The 26,779-nt window shown below is 35.4% G+C and carries 20 protein-coding genes, 3 tRNA genes and 1 pseudogene; 15 read left to right on the top strand and 9 right to left on the bottom strand.

Annotated features, from left to right (window positions below; translation table 11 throughout):
- The first annotated feature begins 559 nt into the window (after positions 1 to 559).
- Positions 560 to 3,268 (top strand): magnesium-translocating P-type ATPase, encoded by a 2,709-nt coding sequence (mgtA, locus tag BQ5209_RS07985; protein WP_085248010.1) that lies wholly within the window; start codon positions 560 to 562, stop codon positions 3,266 to 3,268.
- Between the two features lie 328 nt (positions 3,269 to 3,596).
- On the opposite strand, the gene BQ5209_RS07980 is transcribed toward mgtA, so the two are convergent.
- Positions 3,597 to 3,827 carry an HP1242/YdcH family protein gene (locus BQ5209_RS07980; protein WP_085248009.1) on the bottom strand — a complete coding sequence of 77 codons (231 nt, stop codon included), beginning with the start codon at positions 3,825 to 3,827 and terminating at the stop codon, positions 3,597 to 3,599.
- A 159-nt stretch (positions 3,828 to 3,986) separates the two neighbouring features.
- Here BQ5209_RS07980 and BQ5209_RS07975 point away from each other — a divergent pair, with 159 nt between their 5' ends.
- Together BQ5209_RS07975 and BQ5209_RS07970 are read left to right on the top strand one after the other, a co-directional pair.
- Positions 3,987 to 5,492: a helicase HerA-like C-terminal domain-containing protein gene (locus BQ5209_RS07975; RefSeq protein ID WP_085248008.1), complete on the top strand. Its 1,506-nt coding sequence runs from the start codon at positions 3,987 to 3,989 to the stop codon at positions 5,490 to 5,492.
- Between the two features lie 47 nt (positions 5,493 to 5,539).
- Positions 5,540 to 6,625, top strand: a complete 1,086-nt coding sequence (locus tag BQ5209_RS07970; RefSeq protein ID WP_085248007.1) for an AI-2E family transporter — start codon at positions 5,540 to 5,542, stop codon at positions 6,623 to 6,625.
- Positions 6,626 to 6,648: 23 nt separating this feature from the next.
- On the opposite strand, the gene bcp is transcribed toward BQ5209_RS07970, so the two are convergent.
- Both bcp and hemL read right to left on the bottom strand, forming a co-directional pair.
- Entirely contained in the window at positions 6,649 to 7,125 is a 477-nt protein-coding gene (gene bcp / locus BQ5209_RS07965; RefSeq protein WP_085248006.1) for a thioredoxin-dependent thiol peroxidase, read from the bottom strand.
- 60 nt (positions 7,126 to 7,185) lie between these two features.
- Positions 7,186 to 8,478 (bottom strand): glutamate-1-semialdehyde 2,1-aminomutase, encoded by a 1,293-nt coding sequence (hemL, locus tag BQ5209_RS07960; RefSeq protein WP_085248005.1) that lies wholly within the window; start codon positions 8,476 to 8,478, stop codon positions 7,186 to 7,188.
- 157 nt (positions 8,479 to 8,635) lie between these two features.
- Here hemL and erpA point away from each other — a divergent pair, with 157 nt between their 5' ends.
- From erpA to BQ5209_RS07945, 3 genes are all read left to right on the top strand, one after another.
- Positions 8,636 to 8,974 (top strand): iron-sulfur cluster insertion protein ErpA, encoded by a 339-nt coding sequence (gene erpA / locus BQ5209_RS07955; RefSeq protein WP_085248004.1) that lies wholly within the window; start codon positions 8,636 to 8,638, stop codon positions 8,972 to 8,974.
- A gap of 217 nt (positions 8,975 to 9,191) precedes the next feature.
- A tRNA-Leu gene (locus tag BQ5209_RS07950) sits at positions 9,192 to 9,279 on the top strand.
- A gap of 19 nt (positions 9,280 to 9,298) precedes the next feature.
- Positions 9,299 to 9,374 (top strand) — tRNA-Gly (locus BQ5209_RS07945).
- Between the two features lie 980 nt (positions 9,375 to 10,354).
- Here the strand turns inward: BQ5209_RS07945 and proA are convergent.
- From proA to gpt, 4 genes are all read right to left on the bottom strand, one after another.
- Positions 10,355 to 11,608: a glutamate-5-semialdehyde dehydrogenase gene (gene proA, locus BQ5209_RS07940; protein WP_085248003.1), complete on the bottom strand. Its 1,254-nt coding sequence runs from the start codon at positions 11,606 to 11,608 to the stop codon at positions 10,355 to 10,357.
- 386 nt (positions 11,609 to 11,994) lie between these two features.
- The gene (gene proB, locus BQ5209_RS07935) at positions 11,995 to 13,104 is read right to left on the bottom strand and encodes a glutamate 5-kinase (protein WP_085248002.1); all 1,110 of its coding nucleotides are present in this window, start codon (positions 13,102 to 13,104) and stop codon (positions 11,995 to 11,997) included.
- Positions 13,105 to 13,131: 27 nt separating this feature from the next.
- On the bottom strand, positions 13,132 to 14,388 hold the full coding sequence (locus BQ5209_RS07930; protein ID WP_085248001.1) for an alpha/beta hydrolase: 1,257 nt from the start codon (positions 14,386 to 14,388) through the stop codon (positions 13,132 to 13,134).
- Between the two features lie 23 nt (positions 14,389 to 14,411).
- On the bottom strand, positions 14,412 to 14,948 hold the full coding sequence (gene gpt, locus BQ5209_RS07925) for a xanthine phosphoribosyltransferase (protein WP_085248000.1): 537 nt from the start codon (positions 14,946 to 14,948) through the stop codon (positions 14,412 to 14,414).
- A gap of 145 nt (positions 14,949 to 15,093) precedes the next feature.
- On the opposite strand from gpt, the gene BQ5209_RS07920 reads away from it, so the two are divergent.
- From BQ5209_RS07920 to serC, 6 genes and pseudogenes are all read left to right on the top strand, one after another.
- Positions 15,094 to 16,557, top strand: a complete 1,464-nt coding sequence (locus tag BQ5209_RS07920) for an aminoacyl-histidine dipeptidase (RefSeq protein WP_085247999.1) — start codon at positions 15,094 to 15,096, stop codon at positions 16,555 to 16,557.
- Positions 16,558 to 16,796: 239 nt separating this feature from the next.
- The gene (argC, locus tag BQ5209_RS07915; protein ID WP_085247998.1) at positions 16,797 to 17,807 is read left to right on the top strand and encodes an N-acetyl-gamma-glutamyl-phosphate reductase; all 1,011 of its coding nucleotides are present in this window, start codon (positions 16,797 to 16,799) and stop codon (positions 17,805 to 17,807) included.
- Positions 17,808 to 17,885: 78 nt separating this feature from the next.
- On the top strand, positions 17,886 to 18,665 hold the full coding sequence (argB, locus tag BQ5209_RS07910; protein ID WP_085247997.1) for an acetylglutamate kinase: 780 nt from the start codon (positions 17,886 to 17,888) through the stop codon (positions 18,663 to 18,665).
- A 103-nt stretch (positions 18,666 to 18,768) separates the two neighbouring features.
- Positions 18,769 to 19,986 (top strand): annotated as a pseudogene (locus BQ5209_RS07905) (argininosuccinate synthase); the annotation flags it as partial.
- Positions 19,987 to 20,200: 214 nt separating this feature from the next.
- A complete protein-coding gene (gene argH, locus BQ5209_RS07900) occupies positions 20,201 to 21,574 on the top strand; it encodes an argininosuccinate lyase (protein ID WP_085247995.1) in 1,374 nt (457 codons plus the stop codon).
- Positions 21,575 to 21,734: 160 nt separating this feature from the next.
- Positions 21,735 to 22,820, top strand: coding sequence for a 3-phosphoserine/phosphohydroxythreonine transaminase (serC, locus tag BQ5209_RS07895; RefSeq protein WP_085247994.1), 1,086 nt, complete (start codon positions 21,735 to 21,737; stop codon positions 22,818 to 22,820).
- Positions 22,821 to 22,895: 75 nt separating this feature from the next.
- Here serC and BQ5209_RS07890 read toward each other — a convergent pair whose 3' ends face one another.
- Positions 22,896 to 23,255, bottom strand: coding sequence for a DUF4156 domain-containing protein (locus BQ5209_RS07890; RefSeq protein WP_085247993.1), 360 nt, complete (start codon positions 23,253 to 23,255; stop codon positions 22,896 to 22,898).
- Between the two features lie 216 nt (positions 23,256 to 23,471).
- Between BQ5209_RS07890 and BQ5209_RS07885 the strand changes: the two genes are divergently transcribed.
- A tRNA-Ile gene (locus BQ5209_RS07885) sits at positions 23,472 to 23,548 on the top strand.
- 1,041 nt (positions 23,549 to 24,589) lie between these two features.
- On the opposite strand, the gene BQ5209_RS07875 is transcribed toward BQ5209_RS07885, so the two are convergent.
- Positions 24,590 to 25,171 (bottom strand): IMPACT family protein, encoded by a 582-nt coding sequence (locus BQ5209_RS07875; protein WP_085247991.1) that lies wholly within the window; start codon positions 25,169 to 25,171, stop codon positions 24,590 to 24,592.
- Positions 25,172 to 25,231: 60 nt separating this feature from the next.
- On the opposite strand from BQ5209_RS07875, the gene nfi reads away from it, so the two are divergent.
- Together nfi and BQ5209_RS07865 are read left to right on the top strand one after the other, a co-directional pair.
- Positions 25,232 to 25,897 (top strand): deoxyribonuclease V, encoded by a 666-nt coding sequence (gene nfi, locus BQ5209_RS07870; RefSeq protein ID WP_085248142.1) that lies wholly within the window; start codon positions 25,232 to 25,234, stop codon positions 25,895 to 25,897.
- Positions 25,887 to 26,633: a tRNA1(Val) (adenine(37)-N6)-methyltransferase gene (locus tag BQ5209_RS07865; protein WP_167370330.1), complete on the top strand. Its 747-nt coding sequence runs from the start codon at positions 25,887 to 25,889 to the stop codon at positions 26,631 to 26,633. The genes nfi and BQ5209_RS07865 overlap by 11 nt, the downstream gene beginning before the upstream one ends.
- Positions 26,634 to 26,779: the final 146 nt, after the last annotated feature.

Genomic DNA, 26,779 nt, shown 5'->3' with positions numbered 1-26,779 from the left:
TTCGGAAAAGCGTATAAAGTGCCCGCCTTTTGAGCTTTTCTTCCTTTTTTAGCTATTATGGAAGTTAAAAATGAGGGTGAAGGGAAGTTGAAATACAAAGTGAAGAGTTCAATTTACAGGAGAAATATGGACACTCAATCGGGTCACCCCAAAATGAGGGGAGACAATTTTAAACACATCATTATCGGTTAATGAACCTGTCTAAATAACCATTTTTTCAGTTCACAAGCCGAAATTGATAAAACGGTAATGGTGAACGATATGCATTTTTTTACACGCTATCACACAAACTCAAAACATCAATGCGCACAAAGCTTAATGTTGCGTGTTTTACATCTTTCAGAAAAACATTTAGAACCACCGAGTTGTATCTAAATTCTTAATTAATTCTATTTGCTAATTAAATTTAATGCTCAGCACTAGCTATACAAAATAGCTTTACGGGCTAGTTTTGCTATGCAATAAAATTTTAGCTCATCGTAAAATTTAATAACTTATCGTTACTTGGTAACAATGAGTTGGCATGCCTTTGCCAAAATTATGAATATAGGTACTCAAGATGACAAAAACTACATCAAAAAATAAAGCACAAAATAGTGCAGATATCAAAGCTATCAGTGAGGCACAAAGTAGCCTTGATAGTATTTTATCTAAATTCCAATCTAGCCTTTCAGGATTAACACAAGAAAGTGCCAAATCGAGAATTGAACAATATGGTAAAAACGAAGTCGCACGTGAAAAAGTACCCTCAATTCTAGTGCAATTATTAATGGCATTTAATAACCCATTTATATTTGTATTATTAGCATTAGCTAGTGTCAGTTTTGTGACTGATTTTTGGTTGCCTTTGCAAAATGGTGAAGAAACTGATTTAACTGGGATTATTATTATCCTAACCATGGTATCGCTTAGTGGATTATTGCGTTTTTGGCAGGAGTTTAGATCAAACAAAGCGGCTGAAGCCTTAAAATCAATGATTCGCACAACAGCAACCGTGTTGCGTCGTGCACATAAAGATATGACCCCAGAGCGCATTGAAATTCCATTAAGTGAAATAGTTCCGGGGGATATTGTTTATTTATCAGCAGGCGACATGATCCCTGCGGATATCCGATTAATTGAATCTAGGGATTTATTTGTTAGCCAAGCGGTACTTACTGGCGAATCCATTCCTGTTGAAAAGTATGACACCTTAGGTGCAGTAACGCAAAAAACGACCGATAATATCGAAAAATCAGATCTTAACAAAGATAATGTGCTTGATGTTAATAACATCTGTTTTATGGGCACCAACGTTGTTAGTGGCACCGCAACTGCTATCGTGGTTGCAACCGGTGCTGATACGCATTTTGGCTCATTAGCAAAATCAATTGTTGGATCACGTGCTGAAACTTCATTTGATCGTGGTGTTAACAGTGTTAGTTGGTTGCTTATTCGCTTTATGCTAATCATGGTGCCAATTGTCTTTTTTATTAATGGCTTTTCAAAAAACGATTGGGGTGATGCGGCACTCTTTGCATTAGCCGTTGCGGTTGGTTTAACGCCTGAAATGTTACCAATGATCGTCAGTGCTAACCTAGCCAAAGGTGCTGTTGGTATGGCAAAACGTAAAGTTGTAGTTAAACGACTTAACGCTATCCAAAATTTTGGTGCGATGGACATTTTATGTACCGATAAAACAGGCACCTTAACGCAAGATAAAATTATTTTAGAACATCACCTTGATATAAAGGGGCAAGTTGATTCCTCTGTTTTAGAACTCGCTTGGCTTAACAGCTATTATCAAAGTGGTATGAAAAACTTAATGGATAAAGCGATCATCCGTTTTACCGAAGAAAAAACCAATATGAAAAAGGTGGGTGTTGGTTTATACAAAAAAATTGATGAGTTACCGTTTGATTTTGTACGTCGTCGTTTATCGGTGGTTGTGCAAAATGGCAGTGATAACCATTTGATGATTTGCAAAGGCGCAGTTGAAGAAATGCTATCTATTGCTAGTCATGTTTATGAAAATGGAGAATACTTACCGCTCGACGATAAACGCAAACAAGCGTTAATTGCACTTGCACATGACTACAACAAAGATGGTTTTAGAGTATTAGCGGTTGGCATAAAAGACATTCCAGCTAGCGAAACAAAAACACAATACACTGTACAAGACGAATCAGCGCTTGCTATTCGTGGCTTTTTAACCTTTCTAGATCCACCAAAAGAAAGCGCTTTCGAGGCAATTTCAGCATTGAATGAACATGGTGTCGGCGTTAAAGTCTTAACTGGTGATAACGAAATTATCACCATCAAAGTGTGTCGAGAAGTCGGTTTAGAGCCAGGTATTCCATTACTTGGTACTGAAATTGAAAAAATGGATGATGCTGAACTGAAAATACAAATCGAACAACGCACTATTTTTGCTAAATTAACACCGTTGCAAAAATCGCGAATTATCCGATTATTACAAGATAACGGTCATACTGTTGGTTTTTTAGGAGACGGTATAAACGATGCGCCGGCGCTGCGCGATGCTGATGTAGGAATTTCGGTTGATACTGCAACGGATATTGCCAAAGAATCTGCCGATATTATTCTGCTTGAAAAAAGCCTAATGGTATTGGAAGAAGGTGTAATATGCGGCCGCGAAACTTTTGGTAATATTATGAAATATCTAAATATGACCGCAAGTTCGAATTTTGGTAATATTTTCTCAGTATTAGTAGCTAGTGCGTTTCTGCCATTTTTGCCTATGCTAGCAATCCATTTACTTATTCAAAACTTACTGTATGATATTTCTCAACTCTCATTACCATGGGACAAAATGGACGATGAGTTTTTACAAAAACCGCGCAAATGGGATGCGCTAAATATTAGACGCTTTATGATTTGGATTGGACCAACATCGTCTATTTTTGATATCACAACCTATGCATTAATGTGGTTTGTATTTAGTGCAAACAGTGTTGAAGCGCAATCGCTGTTTCATTCAGGGTGGTTTATTGAGGGATTATTGTCACAAACTTTAGTTGTGCATATGCTTAGAACACAAAAAATTCCATTTGTGCAAAGCACCGCGGCATTTCCTGTTATTGTGATGACATTGTTAATTATGGCTGTAGGTATTTATATTCCGTTTTCTCCACTGGGTGGATTAATTGGATTACAACCATTACCTTGGTCATACTTTCCATGGCTTTTAGCAACCCTATTTAGCTATTGTTGTGTTGCACAATTGATGAAACGTATTTATATCAAACGTTTTGGTCACTGGTTTTAATTGACACATCACAGCTAAGCGATATTGACGTCGCTTAGCTATTTTAAAATTTATATAGTAAAAATTTATAAAAAACTAATTTAGTTGCCCTATAATAATAACTAGAAGGAAATAATCTATGAAAACACCACATAAAAATTTAATTGTGCTAATCAAAACTCGAAAACAAAAAAAAGCTCAAGAACCAATTAAGCAATTAAATAAAAAATAGTTAGCATAAGAATTTTAAGTTAACACATAATAAAAAACCCCAATTATAGGGGTTTTTTATTTGATCTTTTTTAGTATTAAAAAATTATTAATTAAAATAATTACAGGTTGCAGTTGATTATAAGTTTAGATGAGTTTCAGACGCTTTTTTTAAAATTTCATGAATTTCATCTTTAATTTTAAGTTTTTGTTTTTTTAATGTCTCTATCGTTTCTGAGGTATTAACAAGAATGCCAGATTCAATGTTTTTAATTTTTTGATCGAGCTCATTATGTTGATCAAACAATTTTTGAAAGCGTAAATCGGTATTTTTTAATTTAGAAATGATTTCTCGATATTCTGGAAACATAGTGCCTCCTTATATAGGTTAGGTAGAATAATAACAATAGCAGCTATTGCTAATTCAGAATACAATATTATTTGTCGCTTTAATAGAAAAATTGTTTTAATAACGACATTATTTTTATCACAAAACTTTTTTAATCACAGGTTAATAAGGGGTTAATTCATGAGTGAATCGATTGTAATTGCCAAAAGCCAAGGTAAAGATTTATCTATTATAGCTGCATTAGCTAATCGTCATGGTTTAATTACTGGCGCAACGGGTACTGGCAAAACAGTTACATTACAAAAAATGGCCGAAGGTTTTTCAAAAATAGGTGTGCCAGTCTTTCTTGCTGATGTTAAAGGTGATCTAACAGGAATAGGTGAAAAGGGTATATTATCTGACAAACTACAAGCTCGCTTAGCTAGTATTGAGGTTGATAACTGGCAACCAGATTCGTCACCCATTGAATTATGGGATGTCTTTGCTGAAAAAGGTATACCTGTTCGCAGTACCGTGTCAGATATAGGACCGATTTTACTTGGTCGATTACTTGATTTAAATGACGTTCAAGCTGGCGTGTTACAGTTAATATTTAAAATTGCTGATGATAACGGACTATTGTTAATTGATTTCAAAGATCTTCGAGCATTAATACAATTTGTGGGTGATAACGCCAAAAAATTTACTACACAATATGGAAACATTTCGCTATCGTCAATTGGTGCAATCCAACGCGGATTATTAACACTCGAGCAACAAGGTGCCGAGTTCTTCTTTGGCGAACCGATGCTTGATATCCAAGATTTAATTCACGTTAATTCTGAAGGTCATGGAATAGTTAATATATTATCAGCCGATAAATTATATAACTCGCCTAAATTATATTCAGTCTTTTTATTATGGTTATTGTCAGAGCTTTTTGAGCATTTGCCAGAAGTTGGTGATCTTGATAAACCTAAACTTGTCTTCTTTTTTGACGAAGCCCACTTACTTTTTAATGATATTTCGCCTGCATTATTAGAAAAAATAGAACAAGTAGTGCGCTTAATTCGCTCTAAAGGAGTAGGGATTTATTTTGCCTCGCAAAATCCAAGCGATATTCCAGATACGGTTTTAGGGCAATTAGGCAATCGTGTACAGCATGCTTTACGTGCATTTACCCCTAAAGACCAAAAGGCTGTAAAAACAGCTGCCCAAACCATGCGTGCTAACCCAAGCTTTGACACTGAAAAAACAATCATGGAACTTGGTGTTGGTGAAGCACTTATTTCGTTTTTAGATGAAAAAGGTCGTCCAAATATGGTTGAACGTGGTTATATTATTGCGCCGAATTCAAAAATGGGATCAATGTCACCTGACAATCAATCATCTATTATTCATCAATCTCATTTTTACAATAAATATGCCCAAACCATAGATCGTCAATCCGCTTATGAAATATTGAAAAATGGATTTTCATTAGATAGTTTATCTCACCAAAATACAACTGATAATATAAGTAATCAACAAAGTAATGGTGGTGGATTGCTTAATTTTTTAAGTACACTTCTTTTGGGAACGAAAGGACCAAGAGGGGGGCAACGTGACGGAATCACCCAAAAGATAGCTAAAAGTGCAACAAGGCAAGTTGTAAATCAAATTGGCAAACAGATCACTCGTGGCATATTGGGTGGTTTTAAAAAATAATAAAATTGAGCTGATTTTCCAAACGTTAGCTAAACAGGAGTACTTTAATGTTAAAAATGTTTATGGAATGGTATAAAAAGCGCTTTAGCGATCCGCATGTAGTGTCGCTGATAGCCGTTATAGTTGGCTTATTTATTATTATCTATTTTTTTAATAAAATTCTTCTGCCAGTTTTGATTGCTATTGTACTTTCTTATTTACTAGATAGACCGGTTAATTTTTTACATAAAAAAAATCTTCCAAGAACGCTGGCTGTTGTGATGGTATTACTACTTTTTTTAATGGTTGTATTGGTCGGATTTATGATTTTATTACCATTAATTTGGCAACAAAGTGTTAGCTTAATCACTAATATTCCAAATATGCTAAATTTTGCAAACAACTTTCTCACTTCCTTACCTGAACACTATCCAGAATTAATTGATGTTGGTTTATTTGACTCGGTCATCCAAGGTATTACCGATAAAGTTGTGCAAACTGGCAATTCTTTATTACAATTCTCAATTGTCTCTTTGTTAGGACTTGTCTCTGTTGCGATTAATGCGGTATTAGTGCCAATAATGATGTTCTTTTTATTAAAAGACAAAGCAAAAATATGGGAATACTGTTCTAAAATTTTACCCAAAAACCGCTCAATTCTAAACAAAGTTGCGGCTGAAATGGATATGCAAATATCCAATTATATTGTGGGTAATGTATTACACATTATCATATTAACCATTTGTATCTATATTCCTTTTTGGTATTTTGGCTTAGATTATGGACTATTATTAGCCGTGCTGGTCGGGTTATCTGTATTAGTACCCTATGTTGGTATTATTATTTCAACAATTCCCATTGTATTAATTGCATTATTTCAATGGGGTTTAACCACACAATTTGGCTATTTGCTATTTTTCTATATTATGATTCAAGCATTAGATGGTAACTTATTGGTTCCTTGCTTATTTTCTGAAAAGCTCAATTTACATCCATTAGTCATTATTTTAGCGGTAATTGTTTTTGGTGGTCTATGGGGATTTTGGGGGATATTTTTTGCCATACCTTTGGCTACTTTGGTCAAAGCAATTATAAATGCTTGGCCAAAACCAGATGAATTTAATAATACCAATAGTGAGGTAAAAGCAGATTAATTGTTAATCTGCTTTATTTAAAACTATTTACAATGGTTTTGAAGATAATCTAAAATGACTTCATGATGATTAGATGTTTTGAAATCATCAAATACTTTTTCGATTCTACCGTCTTTGCCAATTAAAAAGCTAATACGGTGAATCCCGTCATAGATCTTACCCATAAATTCTTTTTTTCCCCAAGTTCCAAATGCTTGGGCAACTTCATGATTTTCATAAGAAAGTAACGTGAAATTTAACAATTCTTTTTCAAAAAATCTAGATAACTTTTCTGGTTTATCGGTACTAATACCAAGGATAACCACATCGTGTTTTTTGAACTCATCAGAACAATCGCGCAAATTACATGCTTGCACTGTGCAACCTGGCGTCATCGCTTTTGGGTAAAAATAAATTAAAACGCGTTGACCTTCAAAGTCTTTTAAGCTTATTTGCTCTCCATCTTGGTCTGGCAACGAAAACTGCGGTGCTTTTTCACCTTCTTTAAGTGGATTAACCATATAATTATTACCTATTTAATAGTTTAATTTTTTCATTGGAAACATAAAAATGTCACACTTTTAAATTAAGTTACTAAAAAAACGACTTGCTGCATCAATGGTATGATTGATCTCTTTGTCTGAGTGTTTAAGTGACATAAAACCAGCTTCAAAAGCTGACGGTGCTAAATAAACACCTTCAGTTAGCATATGATGATAGAATTTTTTGAATAATTCAACATCACACTTCATCACATCTTGATAACTGATTACTTCAGAAGCAGCTGTAAAAAATATCCCAAACATCGCACCTGCATAATTTACTACTAATGGCACATTATGCTTTTTTGCGACCGATAATAAACCGCTAGCAAGCGAAGCTGTTTTATCGGCTAATTCTTGATAGATACCAACTTCCATTAGCTTGGTTAAAGTCGTGTAGCCTGCGGCCATTGCTACGGGATTACCTGAAAGAGTCCCAGCTTGGTATATTGGACCAGTTGGTGCTAATTGCATCATAATATCTGCACGACCACCAAAAGCTCCAACAGGCATACCGCCACCAATAATCTTGCCTAAACAAGTTAAATCGGGCACTACATCGTAATAATCTTGCGCACCGCCTAGTGCGACTCTAAAACCAGTCATCACTTCGTCGATAATCAATAATGCACCGTATTGATCACAAAGCGCACGTAGACCGTGTAAGAAATCTTTTTTCGCTGGTACACAGTTCATATTGCCTGCTACTGGCTCAATAATAATCGCTGCGATTTCATTAGTATATAGCTCAAATTGCTTTTTGACTGACTCTAAATTGTTATAATCACAAACTAATGTATGTTTAACAAAATCATTAGGCACACCAGGAGAAGTAGGGTGACCAAAAGTAAGCGCACCAGAACCAGCTTTAACTAACAAATAATCAGCATGCCCGTGATAACAACCTTCAAACTTAATAATTTTATCTCTACCAGTAAATCCACGCGCAACACGAATAGCGCTCATTGTTGCCTCTGTTCCCGAATTCACCATTCGCACCATTTCCATTGAAGGTATTAATTGTGTGACTAAATTGGCTACTTTAGTTTCAATTTCGGTTGGTGCTCCATAACTTAAACCATTACGCACCGCATTAATTACCGCATTGGCAACATCGGGATCGTTATGCCCAAGGATCATCGGTCCCCAAGAACCTACATAATCAATATAAGCTTTACTATCCACATCATAAATATATGCACCGTTTGCGCGCTCAATAAATAAAGGCGTACCACCCACACCATTAAATGCACGAACAGGTGAATTAACGCCACCAGGCATAACGGATAGTGCTTGATGATAAAGCTTTTCTGATTTGAAATTGTTTTGCATAACTGAGATGATCTCTCTATAAAAATTTGTTGTATTTATTCATAAAATCAAAATAAATTCAAGCCAACTAACAAAATTTATTCGATAGAAGTTTTCTATTTTGTATTTTCATTTAGTAAAGGTATATAATACCTAGATCAATATATAGGAGAATAATATGAGCGATGCTTTACCGATTAACTTTACTGACGCAGCAGCCAACAAAGTTAAATCGTTAGTCACTGAAGAAGAGAATCCAAACCTAAAATTAAGGGTATACATCACAGGAGGTGGCTGTAGTGGATTTCAGTATGGTTTTACTTTTGATGAAAAAGTGAATGTAGACGACCTAGCTATTGAAAAAAATGGCGTATCACTAGTTATCGATCCCATGAGCTTACAATATCTCGTCGGTGGTACAATCGATTATGTAGAAGGATTACAAGGTTCTCGCTTTGTGGTTGATAATCCTAATGCAACAACAACATGTGGTTGTGGTTCATCTTTCAGTGTTTAAATCGTCTTCAAGTCTATTTAAAAGACCAATAATTAAAATTTATAGCAAAACTACAAATCATAATGTTAGTTTTTAAAAGATAGGTTAATAAAACTACAAAATATGACAAACATTGAGCAGTTAAACAATATTTTTTATTTTTTAGTTGACGATAAATTTTAGATGGGTAAAATGCACAGCATTCAAAACGCAATTATCTTTTGGTAGTAAGTTTTGAGCCCGGGTGGTGAAATCGGTAGACACAAGGGATTTAAAATCCCTCGGCCTTTTTGGCCGTGCGAGTTCAAGTCTCGCCCCGGGCACCATTAAAAAAACACCTCTTACGCGGGAATAGCTCAGTTGGTAGAGCACGACCTTGCCAAGGTCGGGGTCGCGAGTTCGAACCTCGTTTCCCGCTCCAATTTAACATACAGTGTACTACTTCAAATCATATAAAATTATGTTTTTCAAGTGATTAGATAATTTTCTTTCCAATATAGAACAGAGTTATCCAATTGGATTTAGTCCAAATATAAGTCCAAAAACAAAGTGATTTTGGTTTTAAACATATTCTAAAAATATGTCATCGTTATTATTTTTACGCTGTTTATCTAAATGGTAACTAACTATCCTTACGTTCATCAATAATATAAGAAATTCATTATAGCTGTACTTAAAGAAGTGATATGAGCAAAAAATACGATCCATCTTTTAACCAAATAGCCATCAATTTAGCCCTCACTAGTGGCTAAAGTTATCAACAATTGCCCAATGCAATGATTTAGGTATGAATTACAAAATATTTTGTAATTGGGTGAATTACTTGATGAATAAACTAATACAACAAATGATTAAAGCAAATAAACCGCCTGATTATCAGTCCCTATAGCGCCAAAGTAATTGAAAAAGGGCTTAAACTACGCAAAATGAGAATGACATTGTTAAATAGTCCACTCAGTACTTGGTCAGTTAAACGTAGCAAGGTGCGAACTTATCAAAACCATTCGTGTTCTCAGCGAACGGAGTTGAATAAGCAATTAGATAACCGAATTAACGAATTATTTGAATTTCATTATGATTTGTATGGTTATAGCTGTCGACCAATATCCTATTGAATGAAGATTTTAGCTTATCTTGTGAACACATTCATTGGTGAATTGATAACCTTAAAGTCAAACAATGCCAGAAGTATAAGCAAATAACTGAAAGTAACTCGAATAAAACCGGTCGCTAGAACTCTTTTAGATAAGTATTCATGGTAAAACTACCTTGTAGTAAAAAGAGTTGGTTAGAGAAAAACAATTGGGAAATTTATTTTACTCATCGGAAATACATTTTGCTAAAATGAAAACCGATGAATAATTAGTGTATGTCAAATACGAATAATTAACGAGTAATTTGTTATTGACGGATTAAATCGTCTCCATAACCTATCCATTTATAGGTAGTTAGAGCTTCGAGCCCCATTGGTCCACGTGCATGTAATTTTTGAGTACTAACAGCCACTTCAGCACCTAAACCAAATTGCCCACCATCAGTAAAGCGTGTTGAAGCATTAACATAAACTGCAGCGGCATCAACCAGATTGACGAATTGCTGTGCATTAGCTAAATTACGTGTTAAAATTGCTTCGGAATGTCCACTGCCATAGTCACGAATATGTTCTACCGCCAGTTCAAGAGAGTCGACAATCACTACATTCAAGTCTTTTGATAACCATTCTTGGCGTAACTCATCATCTTTTACTGCAAAAGTATTTGCTATACCGGATTTTAATATTTTATACGCATTTGGATCAGCGTGTAATACCACATCATTATCAGCCATAATTTGGCTAAGTTTGGGTAAAAATGTATCGGCAATTTTTGTATGTACAAGTAGTGTTTCAAGTGTATTACAGGTACTTGGGCGCTGAGTTTTTGCGTTGACAATAATAGAAAGTGCTTTATCAAAATCAGCCGTTTCATCAACAAAAATATGACATACTCCAATACCTCCTGTAATGACGGGAATGGTTGAATGTTCACGACATAACTTATGTAAAGCCATTCCCCCTCGTGGAATAATCATATCAACATATTGATCAAGCTTAAGTAATTCCTTTATGTATTTACGATCAGGGTTATCGATACACTGTATTGCTGTTTTAGGTAAGCCCACTTGTTCTAAAGCTTGCTGAATAATTGATATAGTGGCGGCATTGGTATTTACTGTTTCTTTACCACCTCGTAATATTGCCGCATTCCCCGTTTTTAAGCAAAGCGAAGCTATATCAATAGTGACATTCGGTCGAGCTTCGTAAATCACACCAATCACGCCTAGCGGTACTCTGTGACGTTGTAACTTTAATTTGTTGTCTAACGTCGAACCATCAATAATATGACCAATTGGATCAGTTAATAAAACTACTTTTCTTACATCATTAGCAATAGAGACGAGGCGCTCAGGTGTTAACAATAAACGATCTAAAATAGCAGTGCTTATCCCTTGCTTTTTTGCTGCTTGGATATCTTTTTCATTAGCTTCAAGGATAATTGCACTGTGTGCTTCTAATAAATCAGCGATAATGGTTAAAGCTTGATTTTTTGTTGAAGTAGGGCATTGTGATAATTGGTATGATGCAAGTTTTGCTGCTTTACCCATTTGTTGTAACATTGTTATCACCTTTAATTTATATCACTATTGGTTTGTTTGGTATTTTGTATCGCTTATTTTATTTAATAGTGACTGTGAATCATTATCAATCATATAATTTAAATCTATCGAAACTTATTTTGAGTCGTATTTACCTTGTAATCTATTTTGTGGGAAATTATTTCCATTCAATAATGCACTCGATATTCTAAATAGAATACAAGTCATTTTATTATTTTTAGTTACTATCATGTATAACTGTTCTATAAGTAACTATAAATCATCAAATAAATAGATTAATTGTTTTTGTTGAGAGTGATAAATAGAGGGACCATTAGATTGTTTTTCATCTATAAAATGGTCTGTAATTTATCTAGAATTTCTTTGTTGTACTACTTGTAAGTTTGTTATTTAATTATCATGTCATCACGATGCACGGCAACAGGACCATATTCATAACCAATAATGTTACTAATTTCTTGTGAGTGACGACCTGCTATTTGCCTAAGTGCATCACTGTTATAACGGCTAACACCTCGAGCAATATGTTTGCCTAAGCTATCACATATATCAATAACTTCACCGCGCGAAAAGTCCTTTTCAACTTTTAGAATACCTTTGGGTAATAGCGAACTGCCATTATTTAAAATCGCATTAACAGCACCATCATCTAATAACACTTTGCCTGCTTTAGGTGCGCCAAATAACCAGTGTTTTCGGTGTTCTAATGGTGTCTTTTGAGGAATAAATCGTGTACCAACAGGGTGATTATTGATAATATCAATAATGACATTGGCTCTGTTTCCTGCCGCAATCACAACTTCAATACCTGCACTACCAGCAACTTTTGCTGCTTGTAGTTTTGTTGTCATACCGCCAGTGCCAAGTCCTGAAACACTATCACCAGCAATGCTTAGTAATTTATCATCAATGTGATCTACTTCGTGAATTAACTTGGCATTTACATCTGATCTTGGATCGGCTGTATAGAGTCCTTCAATGTCGGTTAATAAAATCAGCTTATCAGCTTCGGCTAAAATTGCTGCTAGCGCTGATAAATTATCATTGTCTCCAACTTTTATTTCGGCGGTTGCAACAGCATCATTTTCGTTAATGACCGGAATGATATGATTATCCAACATGGCTTTTAACACATCTTGCGCATTTAAAAATCGTTCACGATCTTCAAGGTCGGCACGGGTAAGTAACATTTGGCCAATATAGATTTTATAGATAGAAAACAGTTGTTCCCAAAGCTGTATTAATTTACTTTGGCCAACCGATGCAAGCAATTGTTTTGATGCAACAGTATTAGGTAGAGTAGGGAAGTTTAAGTATTCACGACCTGCTGCAATTGCGCCAGAAGTAACAATAATAATTTTATGTCCATCTTGATGTAAACATGCACATTGCCTTATCAGCTCAACTATTCGTGCCCGATCGAGTTGTTTTGAGCCAGCAGTTAACACACTAGTACCTAATTTAACAACAACAATTTGTTGTTTTTTATTGATCATAACATTGCTCTTATTTTTAATCGTGAATTATAAAATAGACTCCATCCATTTTACTGATTGAGTAAACGCTTGATGCAAACTTGTTTGTAACTGCTTTTTGGGCACTGTTACTATTTTATTTTGCTTAATTGAATGAATCAATTTTGCTTCACAAAGATTACTTAGCTTATCATCCTCAAATATAATATTCATTACTGGCACATGGCAAGCATGAGTTAAAAGACCTTGATTTTTTAGTGAAAAGTATTTCAGTTCTGCCGCTAATTGCTGATTGGATACCGAAGGTAATGCCAAGCGACTTGCGAGCATATCTTTGTAACTATTAGGTAGATTTTTTTGCAGCTCATTATCAACAAAAATTTGGTGAACAAATGGAGTGAAGTTAAACAATCCTTTTATTTTATTTGGCATTAAATAGGCCAAACGTGTCGCAATATGCGAGCCAAAACGAAAGCCTGCAACAAAAACACGATGATCATCAACCCATGGCACAGAGGATAATTGCTCTAATATAGCTTGATGAATTTGGCTACTATTTTGTGTTAAAGCAAAGTTACGGCTATACCCAACCGTCGGTAAGTCAACAGTTAACATAGCAAATCCATGTGGGGCTAAAAACTCACTAAAATAACGATAGTAATCAATTTGCAAATTACCTAATGCATTACAGATTAGCACAACAGGGCAAACTTTTTCAGTTTTTGGTAGATGCAAAATTGCTTTGACGCTACGATTATCAACCTTAAATTCAAGCTCTTTAATCAAAAGAGGGGAAAAACTAAGCGCTTTTGTATAAGCTTGATAAGCACAAGTTTGGGCATACATTGCCAGTTCATCATTTTTAAAATGAGGATAACTGGCGATACTTGAAAATTCACTAGCAATAAGGTAATAATTGAGTAAATTGTTTTTATCTTTATTGGTAAGATTAGTTTTATCAATCGACTCTGCTTTAGCTTGCCAGATTGCCGCTTGGTTTAAAAATTCATAAACCCAGTTGCCAGATTGATAACCAACAACCGTGTCTAACCAGTTATCATTTGTATGATGTCTAGTTGAAGCGGCAATTTTGGATAAAACCGCTTCAGCTTCTAATTTAGGTAAACCACGCCAATGCCACAAAATGGGATTAATAATACGATACCATCTTGAATCAATTTCACCATCTAACGCACTAATACTACTGCCATCACTACTATCGATACGATTTATGAGTGTTGAAGTTTCAGGATAATCAAATTGTGGTTTGAATATCTGTGCCGTTAGATTTTCGGTAGTTGCCATAACAACTTTAATTTCCCTATTGATTATTTATGATCACAAATTGGTTTAACGAACATCACTCCAGTATCCCAAGGTTGTTCGATCCAGGTATCTTGAGCGATATCGACAACATAATCATCAACAAGTGGTTTACCTGTAGGTTTTGCAAAAATAGTAACAAAGTGTGCTTTTGGATACATTTCGCGGATAGTGTGAGCGGTGTTACCCGTATCGACTAAATCATCAACAACAATAAAGCCTTCTCCATCACCATTGGCCTGTTTTAATATTAGTTTTTCGCGTTGATGATCATGATCGTAACTTGAAATACAAACCGTATCGACATAACGAATACTTAATTCACGCGCTAAGATAGCCGCCGGAACTAATCCACCACGACTAACGGCAATAATACCTTTCCATTGGTTAGCAGGTAATAAGCGTTCTGAAAGTTGGCGCCCGTAGGATTGTAACATTTCCCAAGTGACATTGAATTTTTTCTTTTCAGCAATAAGTTCTGCTTTGTGTTGTTTTTTTGCTTGGATTTCTTGTTCAGTTAATAAAGTTTGTTCTGTTGACATGTGTAACCTGCAATTTTAATCGAATGTACGAATAAATAAATATTAATGGACTAAAAATAGATGTAAAATTGCACCTTATTATAGAGTGATTAGTTAAAAAAAACCACTCATTAATTTATTACTTAATTTATATTGAGGTTATATTATGCTTTCTACCTTAACACCTAAATTTGTTTGGCAGATTTTTAATGATATCTGTAAAATCCCCCACCCATCTCACCATGAACAAATGATCACCAAATATATTGTCGATTTTGCCAATACTCATCGTATTGATTGTAAACTTGATAAAGTGGGTAATATTTTATTAACAAAGCCCGCTACCAAAGGCATGGAAGCGTGCCCGTCGATTGCATTACAGGCACATATGGATATGGTGCCACAAAAAAATGAAGGCACTAGTCACAATTTTTTAACCGATCCAATTCAAGCTTATGTCGATGGCGAATGGGTAAAAGCCAAAGGTACAACATTGGGTGCAGATAACGGAGTTGGACTTGCATCTGCGCTAGCTGTTTTAATTGATCCAGCGGTTGAACATGGTCCAATTGAAGTATTGGTAACCGTATCAGAAGAAACGGGTATGCACGGTGCCTTTGGTTTACAACCTAATTGGTTAAAAAGCCAGTATTTAATTAACACAGATTCTGAAGACGAAGGTGAAATATTTACTGGATGTGCTGGTGGTGTTGACTTTACCACGACTTTTGCCATCACTTATGCAGTAATACCTGAAAAACATGATTGTTATATGAGCATTTCACTTAAAGGGTTAAAAGGTGGCCATTCAGGTTGTGATATTCACCTTGGTCGTGGTAATGCAATAAAATTAATGGCTCGCTTTTTAGCGCAATATGCGCAAGATATCTCATTTAGATTAGCCGATATCAAAGGTGGATCATTACGTAATGCTATTCCAAGAGAAGCCTTTGCTGAAATCACGCTAAATAAACAGGATTTACCTAAATTAGAGGCTATTATCAAGCAATATCAAACTATTTTACATAATGAGTTAGGGCATGTAGAACCCGCTATTGAAATAACAGTATCAGAGGTTGACTCCAATAAAGTAAAACACGTATTAACCACTGAACATCAAGATAAGATCATTAATTGGTTAAATACAGCACCTAATGGTGTGGTTAGAATGAGTGATCAGCTTCATGGCGTGGTTGAAACATCACTTAATTTAGGTATTGTCAGTATTGAAGATAACCAATTTAATATCCATTTTTTAATTCGTTCTCAAGTCGATAGTGCTAAGGATGCTGTTGTATCAACACTGATATCACTTAGCCAACTCGTGAATGCTAATTATGAAATAAGTGGTGGTTATTCAGGATGGGAACCTAATTTAGATTCACAATTACTAAAACTGGCCAAAGATAAATATCACGAAATTTTTTCTCAGCAAGCGAAAATAATGGTGATTCATGCTGGGCTTGAATGCGGTCTATTTAAGCAAAGCTATCCACATATGGATATGATTTCAATTGGACCAACGATTGTTTCGCCACATTCACCTGATGAAAAGGTCAACATACAGAGTGTTTATCGTTATTGGGAATTATTAGTAGCGATATTAAAATCAGCAAGTTTTTTAAAATAATCTACCGCGTTGCCTGCCGATCTTTATCGGTAGGTATTTAAAGTTGTTTGCTTGTATTTACTCAAGAAAATAAAATCATAAATTAGATTACTTAAAATATTAGGACAAAATCTTCCAAAAAAACAAAAATGAAATTAAATTCATAAAAAGTGAATAAAAATTCATTTTGATGCTTGTAATAGCCTTATAAATAACCTACTATATACACGTTATTGTATAAAAAATAGATAAGGATAGGTATGTTAAAGGCCATTATTGTAGGAGCGAGTGGTTATGCCGGTGCAAAATTAGCTTATTATTTACATAAGCATCCGCATATAGAACTTATTGCTTTAACAGTATCAGAAAACAGCCAAGATGGTGGCAAGTTTATTTCTGATTACGATTTACATCCCCAGCTAAAAAGCGTTGTTGATTTACCGCTTATAGCTATAGCTGATTATTCCACTTATATAAATGATATTGATATCGTTTTTTTAGCTACTGAACATGCCGTTAGTCACGATATCGCCCCTTATTTTTTAGAACATGGCTGTACCGTTTTTGATTTATCAGGTGCATTTAGAGTCAATTCCACCACTTTTTATACTGATTATTATGGCTTCACCCACCAATATCCAAAATGGTTAGACAAGGCCGTTTATGGCTTAGCTGAATGGAATAGTGAACAGATCAAAAGTGCTCAACTTATTGCAGTACCAGGGTGTTATCCTACCGCTTCACAATTACCTCTTAAACCATTAATTAAAGAAGAACTATTAGACAATTCACAATGGCCTGTTATCAATGCCGTAAGTGGTGTGAGTGGTGCAGGACGAAAGCCTTCGCATAATAATATATTTTGCGAAGTGAGCTTACATGCTTATGGGTTATTCAATCATCGTCACCAACCCGAAATTGCGACACATTTAGGTCAAGAAGTGATCTTTACACCTCATTTAGGCAGCTTTAAACAAGGTATTCATGCCACAATAACTTGCCGAGTAAAAGAGGGCGTAACATCAAAAGATATTCTTACGGTTTTAAATAAATATTACCAAAATAAACCCTTAATCAGAGTTTATCAAAAAGATTGGCCAGCATTAAAATCTGTCATTGGTTTGCCTTATTGCGATATTGGCTTTGTATTAAAAGATCGCCATTTAATATTAATTTCTGTTGAAGACAACTTATTAAAAGGCGCAGCAGCACAAGCAGTGCAGTGTATGAATATTCGATATGGATTTGATGAAACCACATCATTATTATAAAAATGGATGAAATTATATTTAAATTCTGTACAAAAATTTGAACAAATTAGCAGTAGGTTAAATTCATAGGAAACTAAAATGAAACCATTAATTATAAAACTTGGTGGCGTATTACTTGATAACAAAGATTCTTTAAATAAGTTATTTGTTGTTATTAGTGAATATAAAAAGAATTTTCAGCGGTCATTAATTATTGTCCATGGAGGTGGTACAGTGGTCGATTCATTAATGGATAGACTCTCTTTACCTGTGGTACGTCGAAATGGACTACGAGTTACTCCAGCTGACCAAATTGACGTTATTGTCGGTAGCCTTGCTGGCAGTGCCAATACCACTTTATTATCAGAAGCTAAAAAACAGCAAATAGCTAGTGTGGGACTCTGCTTAGCTGATGGTAATAGTGTAGAAGTCAAGCAAATTTCGGAAGATCTTGGTTATGTTGGCGAAGCCAAAACCGGCGATCCCACATTAATAAATCTACTTATTAATGCCGGCTACTTACCCATTATCAGCTCGATTGGTATTACTGAAGAAGGGCAAATGATGAATGTCAATGCCGATCATGCTGCGGTCGCGCTAGCTAAAACCTTAAATGCTGACTTGATATTGCTATCTGATGTGGTTGGCGTACTTGATGAAAACAAGCAACGCATTGAATCACTAACGCAATCACAAGCCGATCAGCTGATTTCCAAAGGTATTATTACAGAGGGTATGGTCGTAAAAGTCAATTCAGCTTTTGAAGCTGCCAAAGCATTAGGACGACCGATTGCAATTGCCAGTTGGAAAGAGTCAGACCAACTGATTAAATTATTTAACGGCCAATCAGGTACAACAGGCACAAGCATTATTGCCTAAATATTAAGCTGATATTATATTGAACTGGTTAGCTATATTTAACAATTTAAGTAAAGGTCTCTAACTCATTTTTTACCGTAAGTTAATTTAGAAAGGGTGTAGCATGAAAAAAAGTGGAACAAAAAAGGTTGTATTGGCTTATTCAGGCGGTTTGGATACATCGGCGATTATTCCTTGGTTAAAAGAAAATTATGGCGGGTGTGAAGTTTATGCATTCGTTGCTAATGTAGGTCAAGATCCAAAAGAATTAAAAGATGTAGAAAAAAAAGCCAAAGCATCGGGTGCAGTTGCTTGTAAAGTTGTTGATTTACGAGAAGAGTTTGTTAAAGACTATGTATATCCCGTCTTAAAAACAGGGGCTTTATACGAAGGTACTTATTATCTTGGTACCTCGATGGCTCGTCCAATTATTGCTAAAGCACAAGTGGAATATGCGCTAGAGGTTGGCGCTGATACATTATGCCATGGTGCAACGGGTAAAGGTAATGACCAAGTACGTTTTGAAACCACTTATACCGCACTCGCGCCACAACTTAAAGTGATTGCACCTTGGCGTGAATGGGATCTACGTTCACGTGAAGCATTAATTGATTATTTAAAAGTCCGTAAAATTCCAACTACTGCAACCGTTGAAAAAATTTATAGTCGTGACGAAAATGCATGGCATATCTCAACCGAAGGCGGCGTGTTAGAAAGCACATGGAATCAAGCTAATGCTGATTGCTGGGCTTGGACTGTTTCGCCAGAAGAAGCGCCAGACAAACCAGAATTAGTGACCATTGGCATTGAAAAAGGTGAAGTGGTTTCAGTCAATGGTAAAAAATTATCACCTTACAACTGTGTTGCAACATTAAATAAAATTGGTGCAAAACATGGTGTTGGGCGAGTTGATATTATTGAAAACCGCCTAGTTGGCATTAAATCACGGGGTTGTTATGAAACGCCTGGTGGCACAATCATGATGACAGCATTACGCGGTTTAGAACAATTAATCTTAGATCGTGACAGCTTTAAATGGCGCGAACAACTTGGTTTAGAAATGGCTTACGTTGTTTACGATGGATGCTGGTTTGCTCCATATCGTCGATCAATTCAAGCCGCAGCCGAAGTTTTAGCGCAAGATATGACAGGCGAAGTAGTGGTTAAACTTTATAAAGGTAATGCGACTGCGGTACAAAAGCAATCACCAAATAGCTTATACAGCGAAGAGTTTGCCACATTTGGTGAAGATGAAGTTTATGATCATAGCCATGCTGGTGGGTTTATTCGTCTATTCTCGTTATCATCACGTATACGTGCATTAAATGAAGAAAAGCAAAAACAACCTGCAAAAAAAGCTAAAACAGCTAAATCCGCTACTAACACAAAAACAGCAGCTAAAAAATCAGCAACAAAAACGAAAAAGTAAACGCTAATGCGCAAATAAAAAAGTGATAATAATAAATATATACAGGTTAAACCCTGTATATATTATTTTTATTCTTGATAAAATTTAAATTATTTAAGCAATTATTGAAGATAATATTGAGGTAATTATGGCATTATGGGGAGGACGTTTTAGTCAAGCGGCAGATCAACAATTTAAGCATTTTAATGATTCATTACGCTTTGACTATCGTCTTGCAGAGCAAGATATCATGGGTTCAATTGCTTGGTCAAAAGCGTTGGTGACGGTTAACGTTATATCTTATGATGAACAAAAAAAATTAGAAAAAGCCTTAAATGAATTACTGATTTCGGTTCAACAAGATCCCAAACAGATTTTACAAAGTGATGCCGAAGATATACATAGTTGGGTCGAACAAAAACTGATCGAAAAAATTGGCGACTTAGGAAAAAAATTACATACAGGCCGAAGCCGTAACGACCAATCAACGACCGATTTAAAACTATGGTGTAAAGATCAGATTCCTTATTTAATTAGTACGATTAATCATTTGCGACAATCTCTGGTTATAACTGCCGAACAGCATCAAAATGCGATTATGCCCGGTTACACCCACTTGCAACGAGCTCAACCAATTACTTTTGCTCACTGGTGCTTAGCTTATTTTGAAATGCTTAGCCGTGATGTCAGTCGCTTACAAGATACATTAAAACGCTTAGACGTTAGCCCATTAGGCTCAGGAGCATTAGCCGGAACCGCCTATCCAATGGATCGTGAGCAATTGGCGCATTGGTTAGGGTTTGCTCGAGCAACTAATAATAGTTTAGATTCGGTGTCTGATCGTGATCATATTGTTGAATTATTAAATAACGCCTCAACAGGCATGGTACATCTATCGCGTTTTGCTGAAGATCTTATTATTTTCAACAGTGGCGAAGCCAACTTTGTTGAGTTATCAGATCGCGTTACGTCAGGTTCTTCACTCATGCCACAAAAAAAGAATCCCGATGCATTAGAACTGATTCGCGGCAAAGTAGGGCGGGTTACGGGTGCTCTAATGGGAACACTCATGACTATCAAAGGTTTACCGCTTGCTTATAATAAAGATCTACAAGAAGACAAAGAACACCTATTTGATGCGCTCGACACTTGGCAAGAATGTTTAGATATGGCCACACTAGTGTTAGAAGATATCAAAATCAACTATAAAAGCTGCCAAGAAGCCGCTAAACAAGGTTATTCAAATGCAACCGAACTTGCTGATTATTTAGTTGCCAAAGGCATACCATTCCGCGAAGCTCATCACATTGTTGGCGAAGCCGTTGTTGATGCGATAGCAAAGCAAAAAGCACTCGAAGAACTCTCGCTTGCAGAACTACAAAAATTCAGCCCCGTGATCAATAATGATGTCTATCCAATATTATCGTTAGAATCATGCTTAGCTAAACGCTGTGCTAAAGGCGGCGTTGCACCACAGCAGGTAAAATCAGCGATTGAAGTTGCCAAGCAACAACTTTCATAATCACCTATATCAATCTAATTACAACCATGCCGGCATTCGCCGGTATTTTTATGCTAAAACATATAGTTTCCTGAAACTTTTTTACAAAAAATCTGATTGTATATCTGTCCATACAGTGTAAAAATAGAATCCTTTTTTGAATGGATCAAAGTGAATCGTAATGAATAAAAGTTATAACTTTAGTGCAGGTCCTGCAAAATTGCCTGCTGATGTGTTAAAGCAAGTTCAAACTGAATTATTAAATTGGCGTAATACAGGCGCATCAGTTATGGAATTAAGCCATAGAGGTAAAGATTTTGATGCATGTGCTATTGAAGCCTCTAACGACCTGCGTGCAATTTTAAACATCCCTAATAATTATAAAATCCTTTATTGCCAAGGTGGTGCCAGAGCACAATTTGCCGCAGTTCCATTGAACATCTTAGGTAACAGAACTAGTGCAGACTATATCAACAGCGGTTATTGGAGCCAATGCGCAGCCAAAGAAGCTAGCAAATATTGCCAAATTAATGAACAAAATGTTGTTATCAAACAAAATGGACTAACAGCTATCAAACCTATGTTAGAATGGCAATTAAATGATAATGCCGCCTATGTACACTATTGCCCAAATGAAACAATTGACGGGATTCAAATCTTTGAAGAGCCCAACTTTGACAATAAAACCGTGGTTGCTGACTTATCATCATGCATATTATCACAACCTATTGATGTAAGCCGATATGGTATTATTTATGCTGGTGCACAAAAAAATATTGGTCCATCAGGCATTACCATTGTTATTGTGCGTGAAGATCTTATTGGTTATGCGCAAAAAATCCTACCATCAGTATTAGATTACAAAATTTTATTGGACAACGATTCCATGTTTAACACGCCACCTACATTTGCATGGTATATGTCAGGCTTAGTATTTAAATGGATAAAAAGCCTTGGTGGACTAAAAGCAATGCAGCAACGAAACCAAGCCAAAGCGCAATTACTATACCAATTTATCGATCAATCCGATTTTTATCGAAATACTGTCGCAACAGCGAATCGATCAATTATGAATGTCACTTTTTTATCCCCAAATGAAGAACTAGATAAAAAATTTGTAAGCGAAGCAACTCAAGCTAACATTATTGGAATCAAAGGTCATCGTATTGCAGGTGGAATGCGTGCATCCATTTATAATGCGATGGATCAAGAAGGAGTGAATTATTTGATTGACTTTATGCGGCAATTTGAAAAACAAAATGGTTAAATTAATACAAGATATTATAATTCATTAATACCAATAAAAAAGGGAGGCAAAGCTCCCTTTCTTATTTGACTAGCCTTATTTACAACTATAAACATCACCAACCATAACCGCATCTGTTGGCGCAATATCCGAAATATATTGCATAGAAGTATCTTGTGCGTTATAAATCACATTCCCCCCCATTGCAGCAGCCTTATTCATCAGCTCAGAAGCTGCATCGCGAATTAGCTCGCTATGAGTTTTAAGGCCAGAAAAGAAACTACTACGACGTCCTTCCGCTTTACCCAATAACTGACAAGAAGCCGCAGGTTTAGTATCAATAAACTGAACTTGACTACCAGCAGAAGTAGGTTGATATTTAGAACCACTACAAGCACCTAAAAGCAAGGTTGCAAACATCGCAACACCAATAAATAATAATTTTCTGATAGACATAACATTTCCTCAACCAATAAAATAACTAACAGTAATAAACCAAATTATTGTATCAGTTTAATTAAACAAAAAATATCAGTAATTAAACTCGCATAAAATCCAATAAATTACAGTTTAATAAATAATCAAACCGACCTATTTTATTAATTAACTATAGCAAATTTGATTCAACTCTATTATAATCATAACCCTACTAACTCAGTAGCACACCCAAATGGCCCCTTAGCTCAGTTGGTCAGAGCAGTCGACTCATAATCGATTGGTCACTGGTTCAAGTCCAGTAGGGGCCACCATTCTAGATTATCTCTTTTTATTCATTGCTATATCCTTAGTTAATCATTGCTTAAAATGATTTATGCCATAACAGGTATATCTTAGTCATATTTTCAAATTAAAATCATTAATTATAAAATAATCCAGGATTGATATTTATTCTTCTAAATAAAGCTTAGCTAACAATTTAACTAGTATTCTTAACATTACTAAATGTGTTATTAATAACCGTTACTATTTCTACTACGATGAAAAATGGTAGTATTCTGTTCTTACAAACTATTATCACCAACCTCAAAATGAAGATGTGGTAAGGGTGATATCATTAAATAATAATAAAAAAATAAATTATATATTTGAATATATTAAAAAATTTAGTTGTAAAAAACGAACATATGCTAAAACTTTAAATATTAGCAGTAAATTGTTAAGCACGCCAAATAATCAATGTGGTAGTTAAAATTAATGTTAATAATTTTCTACTAGTTGATATAATTCATAGAATTTTACGGTTTGAAAGGATATTTTATGATTCCATTATTGAACGCTATGAGAGCATCATTAATCCTTTTATGGTGGATGTATCTCACTATTTTTATATTTGGTATAATTATGCTATTTACATGTGAAAATGGATTTTTAAAATTAATTGGCTTCTTATTTGTAATAGTGCCAGCAGTTTGTTATATTTTTTGTTTTTTCACTGTATTTATTTACCTTTTTAGTGCGGTGTTTATTCATATTTGAAGCTTTTGTGTTGATAATTATTAAATTATTGTTGGTCATGATGACAACAAAACTGTGTTCTATTAACAATATTAATAATTTTGTAATCTTGAGTATTTAAAAAAATACCTAGCTAGTTGTCATAAAATGCTTATAACTTTTGTTGCTAAAGGCGAAGCTTTAGCTTATGGAGATTCTCTTGAATAACAATGCAATGAAAAACTGTGGTTAAGTGAGCGTTTTGATAAAAGCTATTTATCTGATTTGATTATCCTTTAAATATTTAATTACAGATGTTTCCACATCACTATAATTTTTACCGATTTTTTCTTTATTTATAACTTGATCATAACACGTCCACGGGTGATGTCGCTGATATTTTTTTGCAGTAATTGCGATTTATCTTGTGTTATGCCTGTTGTGACTTTGACACCTTCAGCATCAAACTCTTGATTTTCAATAATGGCATCAAGCTCCTTTAGACGATTTTCAATAATTGGCCATTCACTATAATAGCAGTGAAAATGCAGAGGAATACGGGCAATAAGTTCAATCAGCTCAGCTTGTTGTAAGCAGTGGCTAGCCGAACCACCATAAGCACGAATTAACCCGCCAGTACCCAGTTTTATGCCACCAAAGTAGCGAGTTACCACCACAACCACTTGATCGCAATTTTGCCCTTCAATGGCGGAAAGGATAGGGCGACCGGCAGTGCTGGTAGGCTCGCCATCGTCGTTAAATCGATATTGTTGTCCAATCTTCCATGCCCAGCAGTTGTGAGTAGCGTTGGGATCACTGATTTGGTTAATAAAGTCGGTGGCTTGTTCGGCTGTTGTAACTGGCGCAGCATTGACAATAAAGCGGCTTTTTTTTATTTCTTCTGTTAGTTCAACGGGATTTGCTAATGTATATGGCATGCTAATTCTGGTAAAATCAATTTATTGTGGATAATAATACTGAACAGAATCAAAATGTCTATTAATTTAGAACAATTAAGGCAAACACAACAGACGTTAGCAAAACAAGTTATATTAACCGATGCGTTTTGTCAGTCGGTTAAATTTATTGGTGGAACCGATGTAGGCTTTGAGGATGATGGTCATGTGACTAGAGCTGCAATTGTTGTTCTTACTTATCCTGATTTTAAAGTTGTTGAATACCATATTGCTCGAATAAAAACGCAGTTTCCTTATATTCCCGGTTATTTATCTTTTCGTGAGTATCCCGCATTGATCGAGGCATGGCAGCAGGTAACTCAGAAACCCGATTTATTGTTCGTTGATGGGCAAGGTGTTGCTCACCCTCGACGTTTAGGTATTGCTAGTCATTTAGGTTTGTTGCTAGATATGCCAACGATTGGAGTGGCTAAAAAAAAGTTGTGTGGTCAGTATGAATCATTACCAAAACAAGCGGGTAGTGTCACACCTTTGCAAGATAAGCAAGAGCAGATTGGTTGGGTGCTATGCAGTAAAAATAATTGCAATCCTTTATTTATTTCGGCCGGTCACCGAGTGAGTCAAGATAGCGCTTTAAAATGGGTTAATTTATGCTTGCGTGGCTATCGCTTGCCTGAACCAACGCGCTGGGCTGATGCGATTGCGTCAAATAAACCTTTGTTTAAGAAGTTTAAACATGCACAATAATCCATTACCATTAAAAAAAGGTGGCTTTACCTTTAAACGTTTTTTTGTTGGGCACGACAAAAGTCCAATGAAGGTAACAACTGATAGTTGTTTGTTAGGCGCATGGGCGCCCATTCGTTCTGCTCCGCAAAAAATACTGGATATTGGCTGCGGTTGTGGCGTAATTGCGTTGATGTTAGCTCAGCGATTAGAGCATAATCACTGTCAAATTGATGCGATTGATATTGATGTGCAGGCGGTGGCACAATGTCAGCAAAATAGCCAACAAGCTGGGTTTACCTCGGTTAATGCGATTAATATCGATATTAATCAATTTGAGCCAAGTCATGCCGTGGGCTATGATTTGATTGTGACCAATCCCCCTTATTTTGAATCCGCTGTTGATTGTCGTAATCCGCAAAGGCAATTAGCACGCTATACCGAAAGTTTAAACTTTCAACAGCTTATTGACACGGTTAAGCGTTTATTAAACCCGGCAGGTCAATTTTGTTTAGTTTTGCCTTATCATTTATCCAATCAGTTTAGGTTATTATGTGAATCTAATCAGTTATATTTACACGAATTGATGAATATTAGATATAGTGCAGATAAAGACTTTTCGTTGTCGTTGATGGCTTTTTCATTAATTCAGTCTAATAAGATTAATTCGCAGGAATTGTGTATGCGAGATGATGATGGACGTTATTCACAAGAGTTTAGACGGTTGTTAGCTGATTTTTATCTGTTTCGAAAATAACGCTTAGATGCTTACTTATTTTTAATTTCATAGTGAATATAAGTTATTTAATAGTAAGTAATAAATCTTGATAAAAGAAATTTTCATCCTCAAAAGTTAAAGCATAAAATTAATGTTATATACAAATATAATTTATTATTTAAGTC

The sequence above is a fragment of the Gilliamella mensalis genome, assembly GCF_900103085.1.
Lineage (GTDB): Bacteria > Pseudomonadota > Gammaproteobacteria > Enterobacterales > Orbaceae > Gilliamella > Gilliamella mensalis.
Note: the sequence above shows the minus strand (reverse complement) of the source record. Positions and strands in the feature narration are given on the sequence as shown.